The sequence below is a fragment of the Amycolatopsis sp. lyj-109 genome (genome assembly GCF_046548995.1).
Taxonomy (GTDB): domain Bacteria; phylum Actinomycetota; class Actinomycetes; order Mycobacteriales; family Pseudonocardiaceae; genus Amycolatopsis.
The window spans coordinates 381,059-399,742 of the sequence record NZ_JAJPWR010000005.1; the positions used below are offsets into that span (position 1 = coordinate 381,059).

Consider the following 18,684-nt stretch of genomic DNA (forward strand, 5'->3'; position numbering starts at 1 on the left):
CGTGGTTGGGTGGTTGCGTGACGGACTACGTCGACGGGTACTGCGAACGCGTCGGGCCCGGGCTCTGGGGAGAACCGCTCAACAGTCTCAGCAACCTCGCGTTCCTCGTCGCCGCCGTGCTGGTGTGGCGGCTGGCCGAGGGGGATCGGACCGGGCGGCTGCTCGCCGGGCTGATCGGGCTCGTCTTCGCCGCGAGCACTGCTTTCCACCTGCTTGCGACGCGGTGGGCCGCCGTCGCGGATTCGGTGGCCGTTCTCGGGTTCGTGCTCGTCTACGCCGTGGTGTTCGCGCGCGAGTACTGGAGCCGGCGGTGGGCGTGGGTTGCCGCGCCCGCGTTTCTCGCGCTCACCCTCGTCACGGCGTTGCTGGGCGGTGGGCTCTACCTCGGCACCTTCATCAGCCTCGGCGCCTTCGCCGCCACTCTTGCCTTCATGCGCGACGCCTCTTGGACGCACTTCGCCGTGGCGGGGGCGATCTTCGCGCTCTCGTTGAGCCTGCGCGGGCTCGACCGGGACGTGTGCGACTACGTCCCGGTCGGCACGCACTTCCTCTGGCACCTGCTCGACGGCGTGGTGCTCTACCTCGTCTCACGGACGGTCGTGCGCCCGAACCGTCCTTAGTGGACGCCGATCGGGCGGAGGTCCTTGTCGTGCTCGTCGGCGTGGTAGTCCTCGGGGTTGGTGTCGTCGGTGCCGTTGAACACCTTCAGCTGCCTGGCGATCACCGTGCCGATCGCCGCGACCACCAGGTTGCCGATCAACGCCACGAAACCGACGTAGATCTGGACCGCCGAACCCGCGAACGGGTGCCAGCCGAACAGCGACAGGTTGCCCAGCGACAGCGCCGAACCGCCGAAGTGCTGCTTGCCGTTGGCCGGGTTGGGGATGCCGTACAGCATGATCAGGCCCCAGCCGATGCCGACGATCCAGCCCGCGATCAGGCCCCAGCGGTGGAACCAGCGCGTGTACAGCGCCAGCGCCACGGCCGGCAGCGTCTGCAGGATCAGCACGCCGCCGATGAGCTGGAGGTCGATCGAGAACTGCGGGTCGATCAGGATGATCACGGCCACCGCGCCGAGCTTCACGACCAGCGACGCGAGCTTGGCCTGCTTGGCTTCTTCGGCCGGGGTCGCGTTCTTGCGGATGTACTCCTTGTAGATGTTGCGCGTCCACAGGTTGGCCGCGGCGATCGACATGATCGCGGCGGGCACCAGGGCGCCGATGCCGATCGCGGCGAACGCGATGCCGGCGAACCAGGACGAGAACTGGCTGTCGAACAGCACCGGGACGATCGTGTTGCCGTCCGCCTTGCCGGTCGCCGCGTTCGTCAGCGGCTTGACGCCCGCGGTGATCGCCACGTACCCGAGCAGCGCCAGCAGGCCGAGCACCAGCGAGTACGCCGGCAGCGCGACCATGTTCCGCTTGATCACGCTGCGGCCGCGCGAGGCCAGCACGCTGGTCAGCGAGTGCGGGTACAGGAACAGCGCGAGCGCCGAGCCGAGGGCCAGCGTCGCGTACTGCAGCTGGTTGTTGGCCGTGAGCAGGATCGACCCGGCCGGCTTGCCGGTGGCCGGGCTCGGCGTGCCGAGCTTCTTCGCCGCCGCGTCGAAGATGTGCGACCAGCCGCCGAGCTTCGAGGGCAGGTAGATGATCGCCACCAGGATCACCAGGTAGATCAGGATGTCCTTGACGAACGCGATGAGCGCGGGCGCCCGCAGGCCGGACTGGTAGGTGTAGAAGGCCAGGATGACGAAGGCGACCAGCAGCGGCAGGTGCCCGACGATGCCGGAGCCGTTGATGCCCATCGTCCGCAGCACGGCTTCGAGGCCGACCAGCTGCAGCGCGATGTACGGCATGGTCGCGACGATGCCGGTGATCGCGACCAGCAGCGCGAGGATCGGCGAGCCGAAGCGCCCGCGCACGAAGTCGGCCGGGGTGACGTAGCCGCGGACCCGGGAGACCGACCACATCCGCAGCGCCGGCAGCAGCACGATCGGGTAGACGACGATCGTGTACGGCAGCGCGTAGAGGCCGAGCGCGCCGGCACTGAACACCAGCGCGGGCACCGCGACGAACGTGTACGCCGTGTAGAGGTCGCCGCCGAGCAGGAACCAGGTGACCCACGAGCCGAACTTGCGGCCGCCGAGGCCCCATTCGTCCAGGTGGTCCAGCGAGCTGCCCCGCTGCCAGCGCGACGCCATGAAGCCGAGCACGGTGACCAGGGCGAACAGGATCGTGAAGATGATCAGCTCGGGCCACTGCAGGTTGCTCATCGAGCGTCCCCCTCGTCCAGGTCGTCGACGCTCAGCTTGTCCGGCGCGTCAGCGGTCGTCTTGTCCCGCGTCATCATGTAGACGATCCAGGTGCTCAGCACCCCGACTCCGACGAAGAGGAATTGGAACCAGTAGAAGAACGGCATCCCGAACAACCGCGGACCGTCCATGTTGAACAACGGCGTGACCAGGACCAGCAGCGGAACGATCAGGAGCAGGTTCCACGGGCTGAACTGAAACCCGCGCACCTTTCCGTCGTGCTTCACAGTCGACATCGGACCTCACCCTTGAAACTCCCGTAACCGACCGCCTGACCTTAGGACCTGTGTGACAGCGAGTCACGCTTGTCCGATATCGATTTGATCGCCCCACGGAAAGCTCTCCGACGAACGTGGGTTGCCCCGCCCGTACGGGCCCGATATCAATAGCCCGACTCCGCACGCGCAAACCCAAAAGGGGCAACCGTATGACACGACTCCGCTACGCGGTGGTGATCCCGGCCATCGCCGGCACCCTGCTGGCCGGGTTCACGCCTGCGTTCGCAGGTCAGGAGGTCGCGGCCGGTAAGCAGCCGCTGAACTCCACGAACATCCCGGTGCAGTACGCGAACCAGAAGCTGGACTGGCACAAGTGCGCCGTCCCCTCCGAGCTGCCGACGGCCCCGCCCGCCGGCGCCGAGGACATGGAGTGCGCGACCTACAAGACGCCGCGCAACTGGTACCAGGCGAACGCCCAGATCGACCTGACCATCGCGGTCAGCCGCCTGAAGGCGAAGCAGGACGCGACCGCCAGCGTCATCACCAACCCCGGTGGCCCGGGCGCGCCCGGCCGCAACTTCCCGGCCCGCCTGCGCAACCAGACGAAGCTGCGTGAGCACCAGGAGATCGTCGGCTTCGACCCGCGCGGCACCGGCAAGAGCACCAACATCACCTGCGGCGGCGCCATCGGCACCGGTTCGGACCTGGACCCGCGTGACCGCGACCGCGGCAACCTGAACCTGATCCTGCAGGCGACGAAGTACGCGGCGCTGTCCTGCCAGCAGAAGTCCGGCGAGCTGGGCCCGCTGATCAACACCGACCAGACGGTCAAGGACATCGACCTATTGCGCGTGCTGCTCGGCCGCGACAAGATCAACTGGGTCGGCTACTCGGCCGGCACCTGGATGGGCGCGCACTACGCGCAGGCCTACCCGACGCGCACCGGCCGGTTCGTCCTCGACTCGGCCACCGAGTTCACCACGACCTGGCAGAAGTCCTTCGACTGGCAGCCGCTCGGCTTCGAGCGCCGCTTCCGCCAGGACTTCCTCCCGTGGGTGGCGAAGTACGACAAGCTCTACCACTTCGGCACCACCGGCGAGGCCGCCCGCCAGACCTACGAGCAGGTCCGCTACGCCCTGACCCAGGGCGCGGTCACCCTGCCCGACGGTTCGACCGTCTCGGCCAACGGCCTTGACTCGGCCATCGCGTCGCAGATCTACTCGAAGCGCGCCTTCCCCGGCCTGGCCGACTACCTGGTCAGCGTCCGCACGCTGACCCAGGGCACCGCTTCGGCCCAGGCCAAGACCGCGGCCGCGCAGAAGGTCAAGGCCACCGACAAGAGCACCGAGACCTCCGGTGCCCAGCCGCTGATGGTCCCGACCGACGGTGACTCCTACGACGCCAGCTTCTGGACCATCCCGTGCAACGAGGGTCCGTGGACCGGCTCGCCGAACAGCGCCATCAAGGACTCGCAGAAGCTGATCGACAAGCAGCTGCCGCTCCTGGGTGCCGGCTGGTTCATCCAGCCGTGCCTGTTCTGGAAGAAGCCGCCGTCCCCGCTGCCCGTGCTGGACGGCAAGGGTGTTCCCCCGGTGCTGATCGTCGAGTCGGAGCACGACCCGGCGACGCCGCTCGAGGGCGCGAAGCGTGCGCACAAGGCGTTCGCGGGTTCGCGGATGCTGACGATCACCGGTGAGGGTGACCACGGCATCTACGCCGGCGGCAACGCGGGTGTGGACAAGGTCGTGGAGGCCTACCTGATCGACGGCGTCGTGCCGAACGACCAGAACCTGCCCGGCATGCCACTTCCGGTGCCCGCAGGAGCCTGACACCACCAGGTGTTGTGGGGCCCCGTCGAACTTCGGTTCGGCGGGGCCCTTTCCACACCTGTGCACAGAGTTATCCACAGGCAGTGGACAACTCGTCTGGCACTAGAATCCCTCTCATGGTGCGCGTACCGCTGACGGATGAAGAGCGCGAACGAGGCGAACGCCTCGGCCAGGCGCTGCGGGCGGCACGGGCCGGCCGGAGCATGGTCGACGTCGCCGCCGAGGCGGGGATCTCGGTCGAGACGCTCCGGAAGATCGAAACCGGCCGCATCCCGACGCCGGCGTTCTTCACGGTCGCGGCCATCGCCGACGCCGTCCGCCTGCCGCTGGAGGAGCTGCGCGCGGCCGTCACGCCCGCCGCGTCACCTCCGCTTTCGCAGGCGAGCTGACCGCCCGGACATGCCCTGGCACCTCACCGGCGACATCGACGACTTCCTCGCCCGGACCGGAGACTTCCTGCGCTCGCGGCCCGCGTTGCACACCTCGCAGCTGACCCGGCTCGAGAAGCTGCGGACGCAGGCGGACGAGGGCACGCTCTTCGGCCGGCTGGAGCAGGAGGGCGAGGTCCGCGCGATCTGCTACCGCCGCCGCGCGTCGCAACGCCTGATCCTCACCGCGGTCTCGTCCGACCAGGCGGACGCCCTCGCCGCGCACCTGACCGGCCTCGGCGACACCTTGTGCGGGGTGACCGCGGAGGACGACTCCGCCGCCGCTTTCGCCGAGGCGTGGCAACGGCACACCGGCACGGTGCCGAAGCCCGGGGTGCGGGTCCGGCTCCACCGGCTCGGCACGCTCACCCCACCGGAGCCGATGCCCGAAGGCCACGCTTCGAACGCGCCGGACCGCGCGGAGATCATCCGCTGGTGCAGCGAGTTCGCCACCGCGGTCGGGCAGGCGCCCTTCGCCGACACGCGGTCTTGGGCCGCCTCGAACTTCGCCGACAAGCGGTTCACGTTCTGGGAGGCCGGCGGTCCCGTCGCCATGGCGGGCTCGACCCCGGTGCTGGCGGGCATGGTCCGGATCGACCCCGTCTACACCCCGGCCCGGTTCCGCGGCCGGGGTTACGCGGGCGCGGTGACGGTCGCGGTGAGTCAAGCCGCGCTGGCCGCGGGCGCGACGGACGTGGTCCTCTACACCGATCCCGCCAATGTCACCAGCAACGCCCTGTACCGGCGCATCGGCTTCGTCCCGATCGCCAGTTTCCTCGGGTACGACTTCAGCTAGAGCGGCCGGAGCTGCTTGAGGATGTGCTCGCGGTCGTTGAGGAACGCGCAGCCCGGCACCGGCAGGTCGTAGCTGTTGAGCAGCTTTTCGAAGTCGGAGAACTCGTCGGCGGAAAAGCCGAAACCGAGCCGGTACGCGTGCGCGGCCAGCACGTCGGCCAGTTCCTCCCACTCGCCGGCCCACAGCAGCGTCCGGTAGTGCGTGTAGTCCTCCGGGGAGAGCCGGTTGCCGATCGTGGTCAGCACGCTGTCGGCGAAGAAGCTGATCCGATTTTCCTTGAGGTCGGCGACCGTCGGGTTCGCCGGGTCCCGCGCGGTGTCCGGATTGCGGATCACGCCCGGCCCGGCCACCGGGTAGGCGGTGTGCACGTGCCCGTCCTCCTCGACCAGCACGATCAGGTGGACGTTGAACCGCTCGCCGGCACAGCGCCAGCGGCCGTTGCGCTGCTGCCGCCGGGCCTCGCTGGGGTCGTTGGCGACGTCCTTGATCACGGAGATGATCTGCTCGTCGGTCCAGCCGACCGGGAACTCGCTGGTCGCCCTGCGCCCGACGCCCGGTGCGTGCCCGCCGCCCACTCGCTGCTCCCTTCGTCGCAACGAGCGTAGGTCAAACGGCGGCGGCGAGCAGCACGATGCCGACCAGCTGCAGATCGAGACCGCGGAAGAGCTGCCGGGTGAGGTTGGCGGGCATCGGGCCGACCGGGGTGTCGACGAACCCGGGATTCGCGTAGTCAACGGCGGTGCGGGTGACCGTGCGCAGGATCGAGAGCACCGACAGCGGCACGGCGAGCCACGCCGACGCGGCGAACGACGTCCCACCCGCGAGGGTGACCGCGAGGAGCACTGTCAACCACACGAGACCCACCGCGGCGAGCACCAGGCCGTGGGCGAGCACGAGGTCGCGGTCCGCCGAGCCCAGCCACCGCCGCCGTCCCGGGTTGCGCCAGAGCTCGCCGAGCCCGCCGCCGAACGGCGTCAGCGCGACGTACGCGCCGATGCCGATCAGGACCGCCCCCGGCACCGTCGGCACCGCGATGTGCGCGACGACCACCGCGAGGCCGACCAGCAGCGCCGCACCCGCGTACCGCGCCCGGCCGAGCGTGCCCGCCCAGGCGAGCCGCAGCGGTGTCGGGCGGCGCAGCGAAAGCCCACCCATCGGCGCGGACGGCGGGAGCAGCATCATCGGGTCGAGGAAGGTGACGGCGACCGAGCGCAGCACCCGGCCGTCCCACCCGGCGAGCAGCGCCGCCCGGCCCGCGCGTGACACCGGTTCGCCGCCGAAGGCCAGCGGCAGCGCCGCGACCAGCACTCCAGCTGCAACGATCTGAACGGTCGCCGGGCCGAGGCGGAGCGCGGCGATCCCCAGGCCGAGAACCGCGAGCACCAGCGGACCGAGCGCGTCGCGGCGCAGCGACGTCCGCCGAGCCGAAGCGAAGGCCGCCACCCCGGTCGCGGCGACGATCGCGGCCGCCGCCCGCCACTGCTCCAGCCCGGCGCCGCCGACGGCGAGCAGCAGCGCGGCCAGGTAGCCGGTCACCGCGACCACGCCGGTCCACGCGCCGAGCAGGCGCAGCGTGACGACGCGGCCGCGGTCGACCGGGGCGAAGTCGAGCCAGGTCAGCTCCGCCGGTTCGACCCACGCGAAGCCGCGGCGCAGCAGGCCGCGCCAGCCGACCGCGCAGCAGAGCGTCAGCAGCCCGAGCACGGCGGAGAAATCCACAGTGGACGAACCGTAGAGCGCGGGGCGCCAGCCGTCGACGTGGAAGAACGCGGTGAACAGGAACCCGAAGCCGAACAGGAAGACGAAGCTCGCGGTGTCGCCGCTGAAGATCCCGCCGAACCGCTTGCGGCCCGGGATCCGCATCCGCCTCGGCGTCTTCGTCACCACAGTTCGAGCACGCTGTCCGCGGCTTCGAGCAGCGGCGGGTGGTGGGTGGCCACCACGACCGCCGCGCCGGCCGCCGTCGACCGGGCGATCACCTCGACCAGCCAGTCCTTGCCCGCGGTGTCCAGCGCGCGTTCCGGCTCGTCCAGCAGGAGCACCCGGTGCGGCCGGACGGTGACGCCGAGCAGCAGCAGGCGACGGCGCTGGCCCGCGGAGAAGTGCCCGGACGTCACGCGCATGCGTTCGCCGAGGCCCGCGTCGCGCAACAGCTCTTCGTGGTCGCCGAGGTCGACGCCGAAGGAGCCGGCCAGCAGCTCGAGGTGCTGCAGCGGGGTCAGCTCGGCGAAGAAGTCGGAGTCGTCGAAGAGCACCGACACCTTGCGCCGGAACTCGACGTCCCGCTCGTCCGGCAGCTTGCCGTCGACCAGCACACGACCCCGCTGCGGCTGCTGCATGCCGTAGAAGCAGCGCATCAGGGTCGACTTGCCGACACCGTTGGGCCCGACGATGGCGGCGCACTCGCCGGGATCGACGCTGAAGTCGAGGTCGTCGAACAGCCACAGCTCGCCGGCCCGGACGCCGAGCCCCTTCGCGTCGATCATCGGAGGGCTTCGAGCACCGGGGCGAGCTGGTCCATGTTGTGCTCCAGGACGGTGTAGTAGGTCAGGCCGAACCGCTCGCGGTGTGCGTGGAGCTGCTCGGCGACGGCGGCGGGCGAGCCGACCAGCGCGGTCGGGACGTCGGCGAGCTGGTCGACGCTCAGCACGCCCTGAGTGCGCTTGGCCAGCTCCTCGAGCGCTCCCGCGCGGTCGTCGGTGATGCGCACGAAGTGGCAGAGCAGGTTGAACTCGGCCTCGCGGTCACCGAGCTTCGCCCGGACGAACTTGACGCGCTCGTCGATCTCTTCGGCGCTCGCCGGGACCGGCGCGGCGCCGTCCGGCGTCTTCGTCGTCCCGGTGAAGCCGATGATGTCGGCGTGCTCGGCGGCCAGCGTCAGGCTCCGGTCGCCGCGGCCGGCAAGCAGCAGCGGCGGTCCTTCGGGACGCACGGGCGCGGGCTTGTGCTCCGGGTCGGCGTACAGCCGCTTGAGCTCGGTGATCGTCCGCTCGAGGTGGTCGACGCGCTCGCGCGCGGACGGGAACGGCATCCCGGCGGCCTCGAACTCCTCCTTGACGTACCCGGCGCCGAGGCCGAGCTCCAGCCGGCCGTCGGTGAACTGGTCGGTGCCCGTGACGTCCCGGGCGAGCAGCACCGGGTTGTAGAAGGGCGTGTTGAGCACGAAGGTGGTCAGCTTGACGCGCGAGGTGACCTCGCCGGCCAGCACAAGCGCCGGGAACGGCGGCGCCATGCCCAGGTGGTCGGCCGCGCACAGGACGTCGAACCCCAGGTCCTCGGCCTTGCGGCACTTCTCGACCCAGGCGGCACGGCTGTCCGGCACGATCATGTTGACCCCGAAGCGCAAATCCCCAGTCATGTCGACCAAGGTACTCAGCGGAGCTTTTCGATCACCGGGGCGAGGGTGGTCAGGTCGTCTTCGAGCACGGTGAAGTAGCTGGCGCCGAGGGTCTCGCGGGTGCGCAGCAGTTGCTCGGCCACCGCTTCCGCCGAGCCGGCGAGGACCGTGGCCAGCGCGCCGAGCTCTTCGACGTCGAGGTGCGGTACGAGCTGGTGAGCCTCCTCCAGGGCCGCCCGCCGGTCATCGGTGATCCGGACGAAGTGGACCATCAGGTTCAGCTCGGCGTCCCGGCCGTCGAGCACCCGCTTCACGAAGTCGGTGCGCTCGGCCAGCGCGGCGGAATCGGCCAGGGCCAGCCGCCCCTCGGCCGCGCCGGGCGCCGTACCGGTGAGGGCGATGGTGTCGGCGTGCGCGGCGGCGAAGGTCAGCATCCGGTCGCCGCGGCCGCCGAGCAGCAGCGGCGGCCGCGGGCGGCCGGTGAACGCGCGCTCGATCTCGGTGACCACGTCGACGAGCCGGCCGAACCGGCGGCCGGGCGTGCCCCAGTCGATCCCGGCGGCTTCGAACTCCGCGCGGACGTACCCGGCGCCGATTCCGAATTCCACCCGGCCGCCGGTGAACTCGTCGAGCGCGACGAGGTCGCGGGTCAGGACCGCCGGGTGGTGGAAGCTCGCGTTGAGGACGTAGGTGGTCAGCCGGATCCGCTCGGTGGCCTCGGCGGCGAGGAGCAGGGCGGGAACCGGCGCGACCCGGCCGAGGTGATCGACCACGCCGACGACGTCGTAACCGAGATCCTCGGCCTGGCGGCATTTCGCCACCCACTCGGCCCGTGAGCCGGGCACGTACAACGCCACCCCGAAGCGGAACGATCTCATGGCCGCGAACGTACCCGGGCTCGTGAGTGGTAATTAGGGTTAGAACCCTAATTACCACTCACGAGAGCCGCGGCAGACTGCTCAGCTCAGGCGCTGGGCCAGCGCGTCGAGCTCGTCGCGCAGCGAGGTCGGGACCTCGCCGATCTTCTCGAACCACTCCTCGATCAGCGGCAGCTCTTCGCGCCACTCCTCGGGCTTGACGTCGAGGGCGGCCTGGATGTCCTCGATCGGCTCGGTGAGGCCCTCGGTGTCGAGGTCCTCGGCCCGCGGCACGAAGCCGACCGGCGTCTCGACGGCGTTGCCCTTGCCCTCGACGCGCTCGACGACCCACTTCAGGATCCGCGAGTTCTCGCCGAAGCCCGGCCACAGGAACCGGCCGTCGTCGCCGCGGCGGAACCAGTTGACGTAGAAGATCTTCGGCAGCTTGTTCGCGTCGGCGTTCTTGCCGAGGTTCAGCCAGTGCTTGAAGTAGTCACCGGCGTGGTAGCCGAGGAACGGCAGCATCGCCATCGGGTCGCGGCGGACGTTGCCGACCGCGCCGGCCGCCGCGGCGGTCGTTTCCGACGACATGGTGGCGCCCATGAACACGCCGTGCTGCCAGTCGCGGGCCTCGTTCACCAGCGGCACCGTGGTCTTGCGGCGGCCACCGAACAGGATCGCCGAGATCGGCACGCCCTTCGGGTCGTCCCACTCCGGGGCGAGGATCGGGCACTGCGACATCGGCGTGCAGTAGCGCGAGTTCGGGTGGGCGGCCTTCTCGTCCGAGTCGGGCGTCCAGTCCTGGCCCTTCCACGACGTGGCGTGGGCGGGCTTGTTCTCCATGCCCTCCCACCAGATGTCGCCGTCGTCGGTCAGGGCGACGTTCGTGAAGACCGTGTTGCCCTTCTCGATCGTCCGCATGGCGTTCGGGTTGGTGTGCCAGTCGGTGCCCGGCGCGACGCCGAAGAAGCCGAACTCGGGGTTGACCGCGTACAGGCGGCCGTCCTCGCCGAAGCGCATCCAGGCGATGTCGTCACCCAGGGTCTCGGCGCGCCAGCCCGGGATGGTCGGCTGCAGCATGGCGAGGTTGGTCTTGCCGCAGGCGCTCGGGAACGCGGCCGCGACGTAGTGGACCTTGTCCTCGGGCGAGATCAGCTTGAGGATCAGCATGTGCTCGGCGAGCCAGCCCTCGTCACGGGCCATCACCGACGCGATGCGCAGCGAGTAGCACTTCTTGCCCAGCAGGGAGTTGCCGCCGTAGCCCGAGCCGTAGCTCCAGATCGCCCGCTCCTCGGGGAAGTGCGAAATGAACTTCGTTTCGTTGCAGGGCCAGGAAACGTCCTTCTCGCCCGGTTCGAGCGGCTTGCCGACCGAGTGCAGCGCGGGCACGAATTCGCGCTCGGATCCGTCCGGCGCGACGAACTTCGCGAGCGCCGCCTTGCCGGCGCGCGTCATCACGCGCATCGAAGCGACAACGTAGGCGAAATCCGTGATTTCGATACCCAGCTTGGGATTGTCGTCGCCGAGCGGGCCCATGCAGAACGGGATGACGTACATCGTGCGGCCACGCATCGAGCCCCGGAAGAGCTCGGTCATGGTGGCCTTCATCTCGGCCGGGTCCATCCAGTTGTTGGTCGGCCCGGCGTCCTCGGGACGCTCCGAACAGATGAAGGTCCGATCTTCGACGCGGGCGACGTCGTTCGGGTCGGAAGTGGCCCAGAAGGAGTTCGGCTTCGACTTGAGCTGCACGAACGTGCCCGCTTCGACCAGCTCCTGGTTGATCCGGGCGGCTTCTTCGTCAGACCCGTCGACCCACACCACGCGGTCCGGGTTGGTCAGCTCGGCGACCTCCCGGACGAAGGACAGCACGCCAGTGTGCGTCGTCGGCGCGGTGTCCAGTCCGGGGATGGCGACTGCGGTCATCTCTACTCCTGACTTCCGACGACAAATGCGCCCGCACCGGAACGACGTTGTCCCGGTGCGGGCGTCATTGCCGGCGACCGAATGGCTTCGCACACCGGCTGGCGAACCGGTGTCTGCGATTGGGGATTCCCTGAGCGTAGCTGCATGACCGGCAAGTAACCGAGAGCTGACGTGTAGGTTCTCTCACAAGAACGATAAGGGAATCGATTCAGATGTCACTTGATCGGTGTATTCGCTGAAAATCTTCCGGTGCGCTGGGACACAGCCGTGACCTGCTCGTTTTCATTGAAGACATGAAAAAAGCCCGAGGCCGAAGCCTCGGGCCTTCAAACTATGACCTGGGTCACTTTCAGTTCGGCGAAATCCACTGCCCCGTGCCGGAGTCGATGCGGGCAACGCCTTCCAGGGTCTGCGTGCCGGCCTCGCCCCACGCCGCGTCGGCGGCCGGGTCGCCGTCGGTGCCGGCGTTCATCAGTCCACTGGAAACTTCGGTCCACTGGCCGGGGCCGGAGTGCTCGAACGTCGTGGTCGTGCCGTCGGACTCGGTCTGCACCGCGATGTCCGCTTCGCCGTCGCCGTCCTTGTCGGTGAAGGCGATGGTGCCGCCGCTCTTCGTCTCGACGATGGCGGTGTCGTTGTGCCCGTCGTGGTCGGTGTCGATGGTCGCGACCCCCGCGTCCACCTCGCCGTCCGGCAGGTCGGCGTGGATGTGCCCGCCCGAGCTGTCGTCCCGGCCGCCGGTGTCGGAGCCGTCGTGGCCGCCGCCCGAGCCGTCCTGGACCCACTGGCCGCTGGCGTCGTCGTAGACCGCCTGCTCGACGACCTTCCCGTTCTCGTCCAGCACGGCGTAGTGGTCGGCCTCGCCGTCGTGGTTCGTGTCGATGAAGGCCTGGGCCGAGCCGTCGTCGTGCTCGATGATCGCGGTGTCGTTCACCCCGTCTTCGTTCACGTCGTAGTTGACCTCGGCCTGGTACTCCTGGCCGTCGACGTGGACGGTCATCGCGTCCGCGCTGCTCGCGTCGGTGTCGCTGCCGCCGCTCTCGTCGACCCACATGGGACTTCCCCCTTCGAACCGGGTAACACGCTCCGACCTGCTGTCTGAGGGTATGACTCACCGTAGGCCCGTTCGGTTCCGCTCCACAACCGGACCGGTGCTCAGGCGGTTTTGTCCCGGAGCGCCCGGATCCGCGTCAGGAAGGCTTCGGCACGCTCGCGGCCGTCGCTGACCTCCTTGAGCCGCTTCGACACGACGGCGATCTTCTTGGCCCGCTCCTGCGCGCCCATCTTGATCGTCTTGTCGACTTCCTTCAACTCGGCCTCGATCGCGTCGATGCGCCGGCCCAGTGCCTCGTCCAGCGCCATCGACAGCTGCTGCTCGGCCTCGATGAGCTGCTCGGCGACGAGCTGGTCGAGCGTCGAACGGGCGTCCGCGATGGCCTCGACCAGCCATTGCTTCATGTGCTGCTTGTCGGCCGCGTGCTTGCGCGTGCGGGCCATCCACCAGCCGGCACCCAGGCCGATGATGATCGTCGCGGGCAGCACCACCGGGTTGAGGATCGCGACGCCGGCCAGCGGCAGCGCCGCGACCTTGCCCGCTCCGACGCCGCCGGAGATGCCCATGAAGACGAGCAGCTTGTCCTCGGCCGTCGGCGGCTTCTTGTCCGGCGGGCGCAGCACCACCGGCGGGCCGCCGGCCCGGGCGAACTGCGCACGGATGACGTCGAGCTCTTCGGGCGAGAACAGCTCCGACAGCGAGACGTTGGTGACCTGATTCAGGCGCTGCGAGAGCAGCATCGAGATCCGCTGCGACGTCGTCTGCAGCGCGATGTCGACCTGCTGGGGCAGCGCGGCCAGCTCGTCGCGCTTGGCCGCGTCGATCAGCTGGCGGAAGTGGGTCTGCGCGTCCCGCATCTGCCGACTGCTCTCGTGGCTGACCTCGACGCGAGTGCGCTGCACCTCGCCGCGCAGCTTCAGCTGCCAGCCGCGGGTCGAGCTCCGGCGTTCGGCCTGCAGCTGGTCACGGCGTTCGCGCAGCTGCTCGGCCTCGGCCTCACCGGCCGACAGCGCCCGGCTCTCGGCCTGCAGCTTGGCCTTGAGCTCGCCCAGCGCACTGGACAGCGCGCGCAGCGTGTTCGCCTCGCCGAGCATCGCCGAACGGCCGACGAGCAGCTCCTGCAACGCCGTCTGGATCGCCGCGACCCCGGACTTCTCCCGCAGCATCGCGGCCATCTGCTCGTTGGGTGCCTTCGCGGCGGTCTCGAACATCCGCGCCGACACCGGGTGGAACACCGCGTCGGCGAAGCGCGGCGCGTACTCGCGCAGCAACTGCTTGTCGGCTTCCATGATCTCGCGCCAACCGCGGAACATGTCCACCTTCGTCAGCGCGAACACCACGGTTTCGACGCGCTCGCCGACGTCGCGCAGGAACTGCAGCTCGGTGGTGGTGAACGGCGCCGACGCGTCGACGACGAACAGCAGCGCGGTGGCACCCGCGGCGGCTTCCTTGGCCAGCTCGCCGTGCATCGAGTCGAGCCCGCCGACGCCCGGGGTGTCGACCAGCGAAAGCCGGTCCAGCAGCGGCACCGGCCCGGTGACCTCGACGTACCGCGGCGGGATCTGGCCGGGCGGCAGCTCGTGCGCGGCGGAGACCCAGTTGATCAGCTGGCCGAGGTCGATCGGCACCGGAGCGAGCTGGCCGGGGTAGCAGGCCTGGGCGCCCCAGTGCTCCGCGTGGTCGAACACCAGGTAGGTCGCGGTGGCCACGTCGGCGTCCACAGGGGACAGTCCCGGCCGCGCGAGCAGCGCGTTGACCAGCGAGCTCTTCCCGCGGTTGGTCTCGCCGACGACCACGACGGCCGGCTTCTTCGGCCGGGCCTTCCGGATCTCCTCGACCCACTTGGCGGCGTCCGGATCGGCGTCGCGGACGACGGTCAGCAGCTGGTCTCGGGTCGCGGCGACCTGCGTGGGCAGGCTGGGCGCGGTCGGTGCGCTCACGGGTTCTTCTTCGCGTAGACGGTGACGATCGGGGCGCGCAGCAGGCGGTCGTGGTCGGCGAACCCGGTGACCTCGGTTTCCGCGACGACGCCGTCGAGGGCCGGGTCTTCGGTCGGGACCGCCCCGCCCGCTTCGTGCCGGGCCGGGTCGAACCGCTCGCCGTCGGGCCGCAGGGCCTGGACGCCGATCGCGGCGAGCCCCTCTTCCAGGCGTTCGACGACGCCGCCGCTGCGGGCACGGTCCAAGGCGTACAGGCACATCTGGATCAGCGCCTGGCGGTCCGCGAGAGCACGCTCAAGGTCCGTGACCTGCTGCAAGGGGTGCACATCGGTGTCCGACGCGACGGAGCCGCTGCCGGTTCCCTCCTTGCGAAACCACGCCATGCCGACATTCTGGCGGACTCAGCCGCCGTCCGGGCGCGAAACCGGGCGAAGGAACCGGATCAGGATCGTCCGGAGGATCGCCTGTTCGGCCGCCAGATCGAGGCCGGGGTCCAGGCCGGCCCGCGAAATCATCGCGTCGATCAGCCCCGCGACCCACCCGGCGGCCGCGTGCGCGGGGACGCCGGGGTCGATCAGCCCGGCATCCTCGGCCCGCCCGACCAGGACCGCCAAGCCGTCGCGCAGGGCACTGTCGTTGCGGTGGATCAGCTGGGCGAACTCGTCGTCGCGGGCGGCCTGCGCGGCGGCTTCCAGCACGATCCGGGCGACCCCCGGCTGCGCGACCTGCCCCGCCTGCTCGACGACGATGTCGAGCAGCTCGGCCAGCGGATCCTCGGCCTTCGCCGCCGTCTCCAGGCGTTCGGCCGTCTCGGCGGCGTCGTCGGTGAAGATCGCCGTGAACACCGCGCGCTTGCTGGGGAAGTAGTGGAAGAGGCTGCCGGAGCTGATGCCCGCGGCCCGGCAGATGTCCGCCGTCGTCGTCCGCTCGAAGCCTTTTTCGGCGAAGCAGCCGGCCGCGGCGTCGACGATCGCGCGGCGCTTGGCCGCGTGCTTGGCGGGGTCGACGGTCCTCATCGCTCGACCGGCGGCTCGTCCCGCCAGGGGTAGCCGTGCTCGGCGAAGGCCGGCGCCAGCTCGCGGCCCGGCAGGTCGGTCTTCTCGCGGACGATCTCCCGGCCGTCGGCCGTGCGCAGGACGAGCTCCTTGCCGTCGAGGTAGACGGCTTCGAGTTCGGCCTCGATGCGGCGGGTCTTGTCGCCGCGGACCAGGGTGACGCGGGTCGGCGACACCGTGACGACCAGCCGATCGCGGGCCCAGATCGCGGCGAACAGCAGGCCGAGCACGAGCCCGCCGGCGACCGCGGCCAGCGTCGCCCACGGCTGCGGGAGCTTCGTGAGCACTTTGAACACGCCCTGGAACGGGAAGGCGGGCAGGTCGGTGACCCACGCGGCGATGGCCCAGACGCCCACGCCGAGGGCACCCCCGACCAGCGGGCAGCCGACCCAGGACCCGGTGCGCAGCCACGACGGCTCGTCGACGGTCGTCTCCATACCGCCCATTATTAGACCGCGTGCTCGGTTTATGAAACCCGGGACTCAGACGAGCTGGTCGATCACGTTGCGGAGCACGGCTTCGAGACCGGGCCCGTCCTCGGCGAGCCGGGACGAGACGAGCAGCTGGTCCTCGGCCGTGCGCAGCCAGATCGACCCGGCGACCGAGATCTCGATGACGTTCAGCCGGAAGGGGTAGGCACGGCGGCCCTGCTTCACCTCGGCCTCGCGCACCAGCTGACCGAGCCGCTCACCGGCCACGATCTGGCGGCGGTAGAAACCGGGCGCCCACGGCGTGCCGCCCGACGGCTCGTTGGTCCCGCGCAGGGCCGGGCCGCGGGCGTTGGCGAAGTGGCGGGCCGCGGCCGGGGCGAAGAACTCGAGCGCATGCCGCATCGCCGACCCCTGGGCGAGCGCGGGCCTGCCATAACGAGAGCGCGGGCTGCGCGGGTCCGGGTCCTCGCGGTTGCGCAGGAAGGCCAGCAGGTCGACCCACCAGTCGGCCCACTGCGCCTGGACGGCCGCCCGGTCGAGTCCGGCCGGAACGTGCACCGGGACCCGCGGCTCCACCGGCGGCAGCACCTGTCCTTCGGAAACGGACAGTGCCAGGGCGTCACGGATGTACAGCGCGACGTCGACCTCGGTCTCGCTGCTCCAGCCGGCTCGCCAGGATGTCGTGTTTTCTAGGCGCACGACTCAACAGTACGCGGAAGAACGGCTCTACCAGCGGAAGTCGGCAAGCAGAAACAACACGGCGCTTTGGGGGTCCGTGGGGGCGGAGCCCCCCGGGGCGGGGTGTGGGGGTTGCACCCCCACAAGGCTCACGCTTCGCGGACCTGCTGCCAGATCAAGAAGTACGCGCGGTGGACGACGTGCGCGACGCGGCTCTGCGCCGGCGTCGCCCCGAAGGACGCGAACGACCGCCACCAGCCCGCCCGTTCGAGCGCGTGCGCGGCCAGCTCCGGCCGCGGGGCACCGGGCTTGCCGAGCTGGGCGCCGATGTCGGCGTTGCTGCCGACCCGCAGCACCTCTTCGGACAGGTCCTCCGGCATGTCGACCGCGCCGGAGGCGACCAGCGTCAGCGCTTCGAGCAGCCGCAGCTGGTGGGCCTCGGGCTTGGCGAGCAGCACCTCGATGGCGTCGTGGACGCGCTGGCGTTCCGCCGGATCGGCCGACGCGTGCGCGAGCGCGGTCACCGAGGCCAGGGCCGCGGCCGCCTTGATGCCGTCCGCGCGGGCCGCGAACACCACCGCCAGCCGCTGCCGCACCGCTTCGAGGCCGGACGCGTCGAGCAGCGCCCGCCGCAGCGCACCCGCCGTGATCTCCGGTTCCTTGCGGATGGCCTCGACGGCGTGCGAGATGCCGAACAGGTCGAGCTTCTCCAGCAGCCGCAGCCGGGTGCCCGCCGGGACGTCGCACTCCCAGCTCGTGAAGATGTCGGCCGAGATGAGCATGGTCTGCAGGACGTCGTCGTCGAGCTCGGCGAGCCGGCGGAGGCCCTCGGCGTCGGCGGAGGTGAACCCACCGGACTCGGCGGACTCGGCGATCAGCCCGATCACCGGCAGCACGTCGGCGACGCGCGGCTTCAACGTCGACGCCTGCTTCTCGGCGAGGAGCGTCGCGGCCTTCCAGACGTCGCCGCCGGAGCCGTCGACCGACTCGGGCGCGATGGTGTCGGCCTTGTTGAGGACGGCGATCGCGTTGACCGGGCCCGCCTCGCGGCTCGCGGTGGCCGCGGTGAAGGCGGCGAGGGCCTGCTGGTCGTCCGCGCGGACGCCCTGGGTGACGACGTAGAGGACGGCTTCCGCGCCGGCGACGGCGTTGCGCGAGGTGTCGTCGAGCTCGTCCGAGCCCTCTTCGTCGTCCTCTTCTTTGCGGTGTTTCGCCGCGCCCAGCAGCTGCTCGGTGCGGGACACCGAAGCGGCGTCGAGCGAGCCGAGGCCCGGGGTGTCGATCACCGTCATGCCCTGGAGGACGGCGTTGGTCAGGTACGCCTCGATGTGCGACACCCGCTCGATGTCGACACCCAGCTCGGCGGGGATCATGCCGTCGGCGGCGAACGGGAGCACCTGCTTGCGGCCGTCGGTGAAGACGATTTCGACGCGGTCCACCGTGCCGTACTGGAACCGGGTCACCAGCCGGGTGCACTCGCCGATGTCGGTCGGCGCGACCCGGCGCCCGATCAGCGCGTTGACCAGCGTCGACTTGCCCGACTTGATCCGGCCGGCAACGGCCACCTGCAACGGCGCCCCGAGCCGGCGCAGCACCTCGGCGAACCCGGCGGCGGTGCGCGCGGAGACCTGCGGCTGCAGGCGGTGGCACAGGTTGGCCACCGACATCGACAACGGACCCGCGAGCCGGCCCTGCTCCGGTGACGTCACGGCCCCCCTCCCCGTCATACGGACAACCCCTGAATCGTGCCATGTAGGTCATCCGTAGGTCGCACCGAAGGTGGTACCGACGACCGACGCGCGGCCTTCGCGCGCGACCTAGGGTTGT

General features: G+C 70.3%; 19 protein-coding genes. 4 read left to right on the forward strand and 15 right to left on the reverse strand.

Annotation, left to right across the window (positions count from 1 at the left end):
- Positions 1-17: 17 nt before the first annotated feature.
- The gene (locus tag ACLJQF_RS13955; protein ID WP_410608826.1) at positions 18-620 is read left to right on the forward strand and encodes a hypothetical protein; all 603 of its coding nucleotides are present in this window, start codon (positions 18-20) and stop codon (positions 618-620) included.
- Here ACLJQF_RS13955 and mctP read toward each other — a convergent pair.
- Both mctP and ACLJQF_RS13965 read right to left on the reverse strand, forming a co-directional pair.
- Positions 617-2,272, reverse strand: coding sequence for a monocarboxylate uptake permease MctP (gene mctP / locus ACLJQF_RS13960; protein WP_410608828.1), 1,656 nt, complete (start codon positions 2,270-2,272; stop codon positions 617-619). The genes ACLJQF_RS13955 and mctP overlap by 4 nt on opposite strands.
- The gene (locus ACLJQF_RS13965) at positions 2,269-2,547 is read right to left on the reverse strand and encodes a DUF3311 domain-containing protein (protein ID WP_410608830.1); all 279 of its coding nucleotides are present in this window, start codon (positions 2,545-2,547) and stop codon (positions 2,269-2,271) included. Before ACLJQF_RS13965 ends, mctP begins: the two co-directional genes overlap by 4 nt.
- A gap of 191 nt (positions 2,548-2,738) precedes the next feature.
- Here ACLJQF_RS13965 and ACLJQF_RS13970 point away from each other — a divergent pair, with 191 nt between their 5' ends.
- The 3 genes from ACLJQF_RS13970 (at position 2,739) to ACLJQF_RS13980 (ending at position 5,582) form a co-directional block, all read left to right on the forward strand.
- Positions 2,739-4,358, forward strand: coding sequence for an alpha/beta hydrolase (locus ACLJQF_RS13970; protein ID WP_410608832.1), 1,620 nt, complete (start codon positions 2,739-2,741; stop codon positions 4,356-4,358).
- Positions 4,359-4,474: 116 nt separating this feature from the next.
- Positions 4,475-4,747, forward strand: a complete 273-nt coding sequence (locus tag ACLJQF_RS13975) for a helix-turn-helix domain-containing protein (protein WP_410608834.1) — start codon at positions 4,475-4,477, stop codon at positions 4,745-4,747.
- Positions 4,748-4,757: 10 nt separating this feature from the next.
- Positions 4,758-5,582 (forward strand): GNAT family N-acetyltransferase, encoded by an 825-nt coding sequence (locus ACLJQF_RS13980; RefSeq protein WP_410608836.1) that lies wholly within the window; start codon positions 4,758-4,760, stop codon positions 5,580-5,582.
- On the opposite strand, the gene ACLJQF_RS13985 is transcribed toward ACLJQF_RS13980, so the two are convergent.
- The 13 genes from ACLJQF_RS13985 to ACLJQF_RS14045 form a co-directional block, all read right to left on the reverse strand.
- Positions 5,579-6,157 (reverse strand): EndoU domain-containing protein, encoded by a 579-nt coding sequence (locus ACLJQF_RS13985; RefSeq protein ID WP_410608837.1) that lies wholly within the window; start codon positions 6,155-6,157, stop codon positions 5,579-5,581. The two genes, ACLJQF_RS13980 and ACLJQF_RS13985, sit on opposite strands and share 4 nt — an antisense overlap.
- A 31-nt stretch (positions 6,158-6,188) precedes the next feature.
- Complete coding sequence (locus ACLJQF_RS13990; RefSeq protein WP_410608839.1) at positions 6,189-7,469, reverse strand: hypothetical protein; 1,281 nt, start codon at positions 7,467-7,469, stop codon at positions 6,189-6,191.
- Positions 7,463-8,068: an ATP-binding cassette domain-containing protein gene (locus tag ACLJQF_RS13995; RefSeq protein WP_410608841.1), complete on the reverse strand. Its 606-nt coding sequence runs from the start codon at positions 8,066-8,068 to the stop codon at positions 7,463-7,465. The genes ACLJQF_RS13990 and ACLJQF_RS13995 overlap by 7 nt, the downstream gene beginning before the upstream one ends.
- Positions 8,065-8,940, reverse strand: coding sequence for an LLM class F420-dependent oxidoreductase (locus ACLJQF_RS14000; RefSeq protein WP_410608843.1), 876 nt, complete (start codon positions 8,938-8,940; stop codon positions 8,065-8,067). Before ACLJQF_RS14000 ends, ACLJQF_RS13995 begins: the two co-directional genes overlap by 4 nt.
- Before the next feature lie 14 nt (positions 8,941-8,954).
- Positions 8,955-9,797, reverse strand: coding sequence for a TIGR03621 family F420-dependent LLM class oxidoreductase (locus ACLJQF_RS14005; RefSeq protein WP_410608844.1), 843 nt, complete (start codon positions 9,795-9,797; stop codon positions 8,955-8,957).
- 81 nt (positions 9,798-9,878) lie between these two features.
- A complete protein-coding gene (locus ACLJQF_RS14010) occupies positions 9,879-11,699 on the reverse strand; it encodes a phosphoenolpyruvate carboxykinase (GTP) (protein WP_410608846.1) in 1,821 nt (606 codons plus the stop codon).
- A 349-nt stretch (positions 11,700-12,048) separates the two neighbouring features.
- Entirely contained in the window at positions 12,049-12,753 is a 705-nt protein-coding gene (locus ACLJQF_RS14015) for a hypothetical protein (RefSeq protein ID WP_410608847.1), read from the reverse strand.
- A gap of 101 nt (positions 12,754-12,854) precedes the next feature.
- A complete protein-coding gene (locus ACLJQF_RS14020) occupies positions 12,855-14,693 on the reverse strand; it encodes a dynamin family protein (protein ID WP_410608849.1) in 1,839 nt (612 codons plus the stop codon).
- Complete coding sequence (locus tag ACLJQF_RS14025; protein ID WP_410608851.1) at positions 14,690-15,076, reverse strand: nucleotide exchange factor GrpE; 387 nt, start codon at positions 15,074-15,076, stop codon at positions 14,690-14,692. Before ACLJQF_RS14025 ends, ACLJQF_RS14020 begins: the two co-directional genes overlap by 4 nt.
- Positions 15,077-15,094: 18 nt before the next feature.
- Positions 15,095-15,709 (reverse strand): TetR/AcrR family transcriptional regulator, encoded by a 615-nt coding sequence (locus ACLJQF_RS14030; protein WP_410608853.1) that lies wholly within the window; start codon positions 15,707-15,709, stop codon positions 15,095-15,097.
- Entirely contained in the window at positions 15,706-16,185 is a 480-nt protein-coding gene (locus tag ACLJQF_RS14035) for a hypothetical protein (protein ID WP_410608855.1), read from the reverse strand. Before ACLJQF_RS14035 ends, ACLJQF_RS14030 begins: the two co-directional genes overlap by 4 nt.
- Positions 16,186-16,230: 45 nt before the next feature.
- Positions 16,231-16,878 (reverse strand): hypothetical protein, encoded by a 648-nt coding sequence (locus ACLJQF_RS14040; RefSeq protein ID WP_410608857.1) that lies wholly within the window; start codon positions 16,876-16,878, stop codon positions 16,231-16,233.
- Positions 16,879-17,006: 128 nt separating this feature from the next.
- The gene (locus ACLJQF_RS14045; RefSeq protein WP_410608859.1) at positions 17,007-18,584 is read right to left on the reverse strand and encodes a dynamin family protein; all 1,578 of its coding nucleotides are present in this window, start codon (positions 18,582-18,584) and stop codon (positions 17,007-17,009) included.
- Positions 18,585-18,684 lie beyond the last annotated feature (100 nt).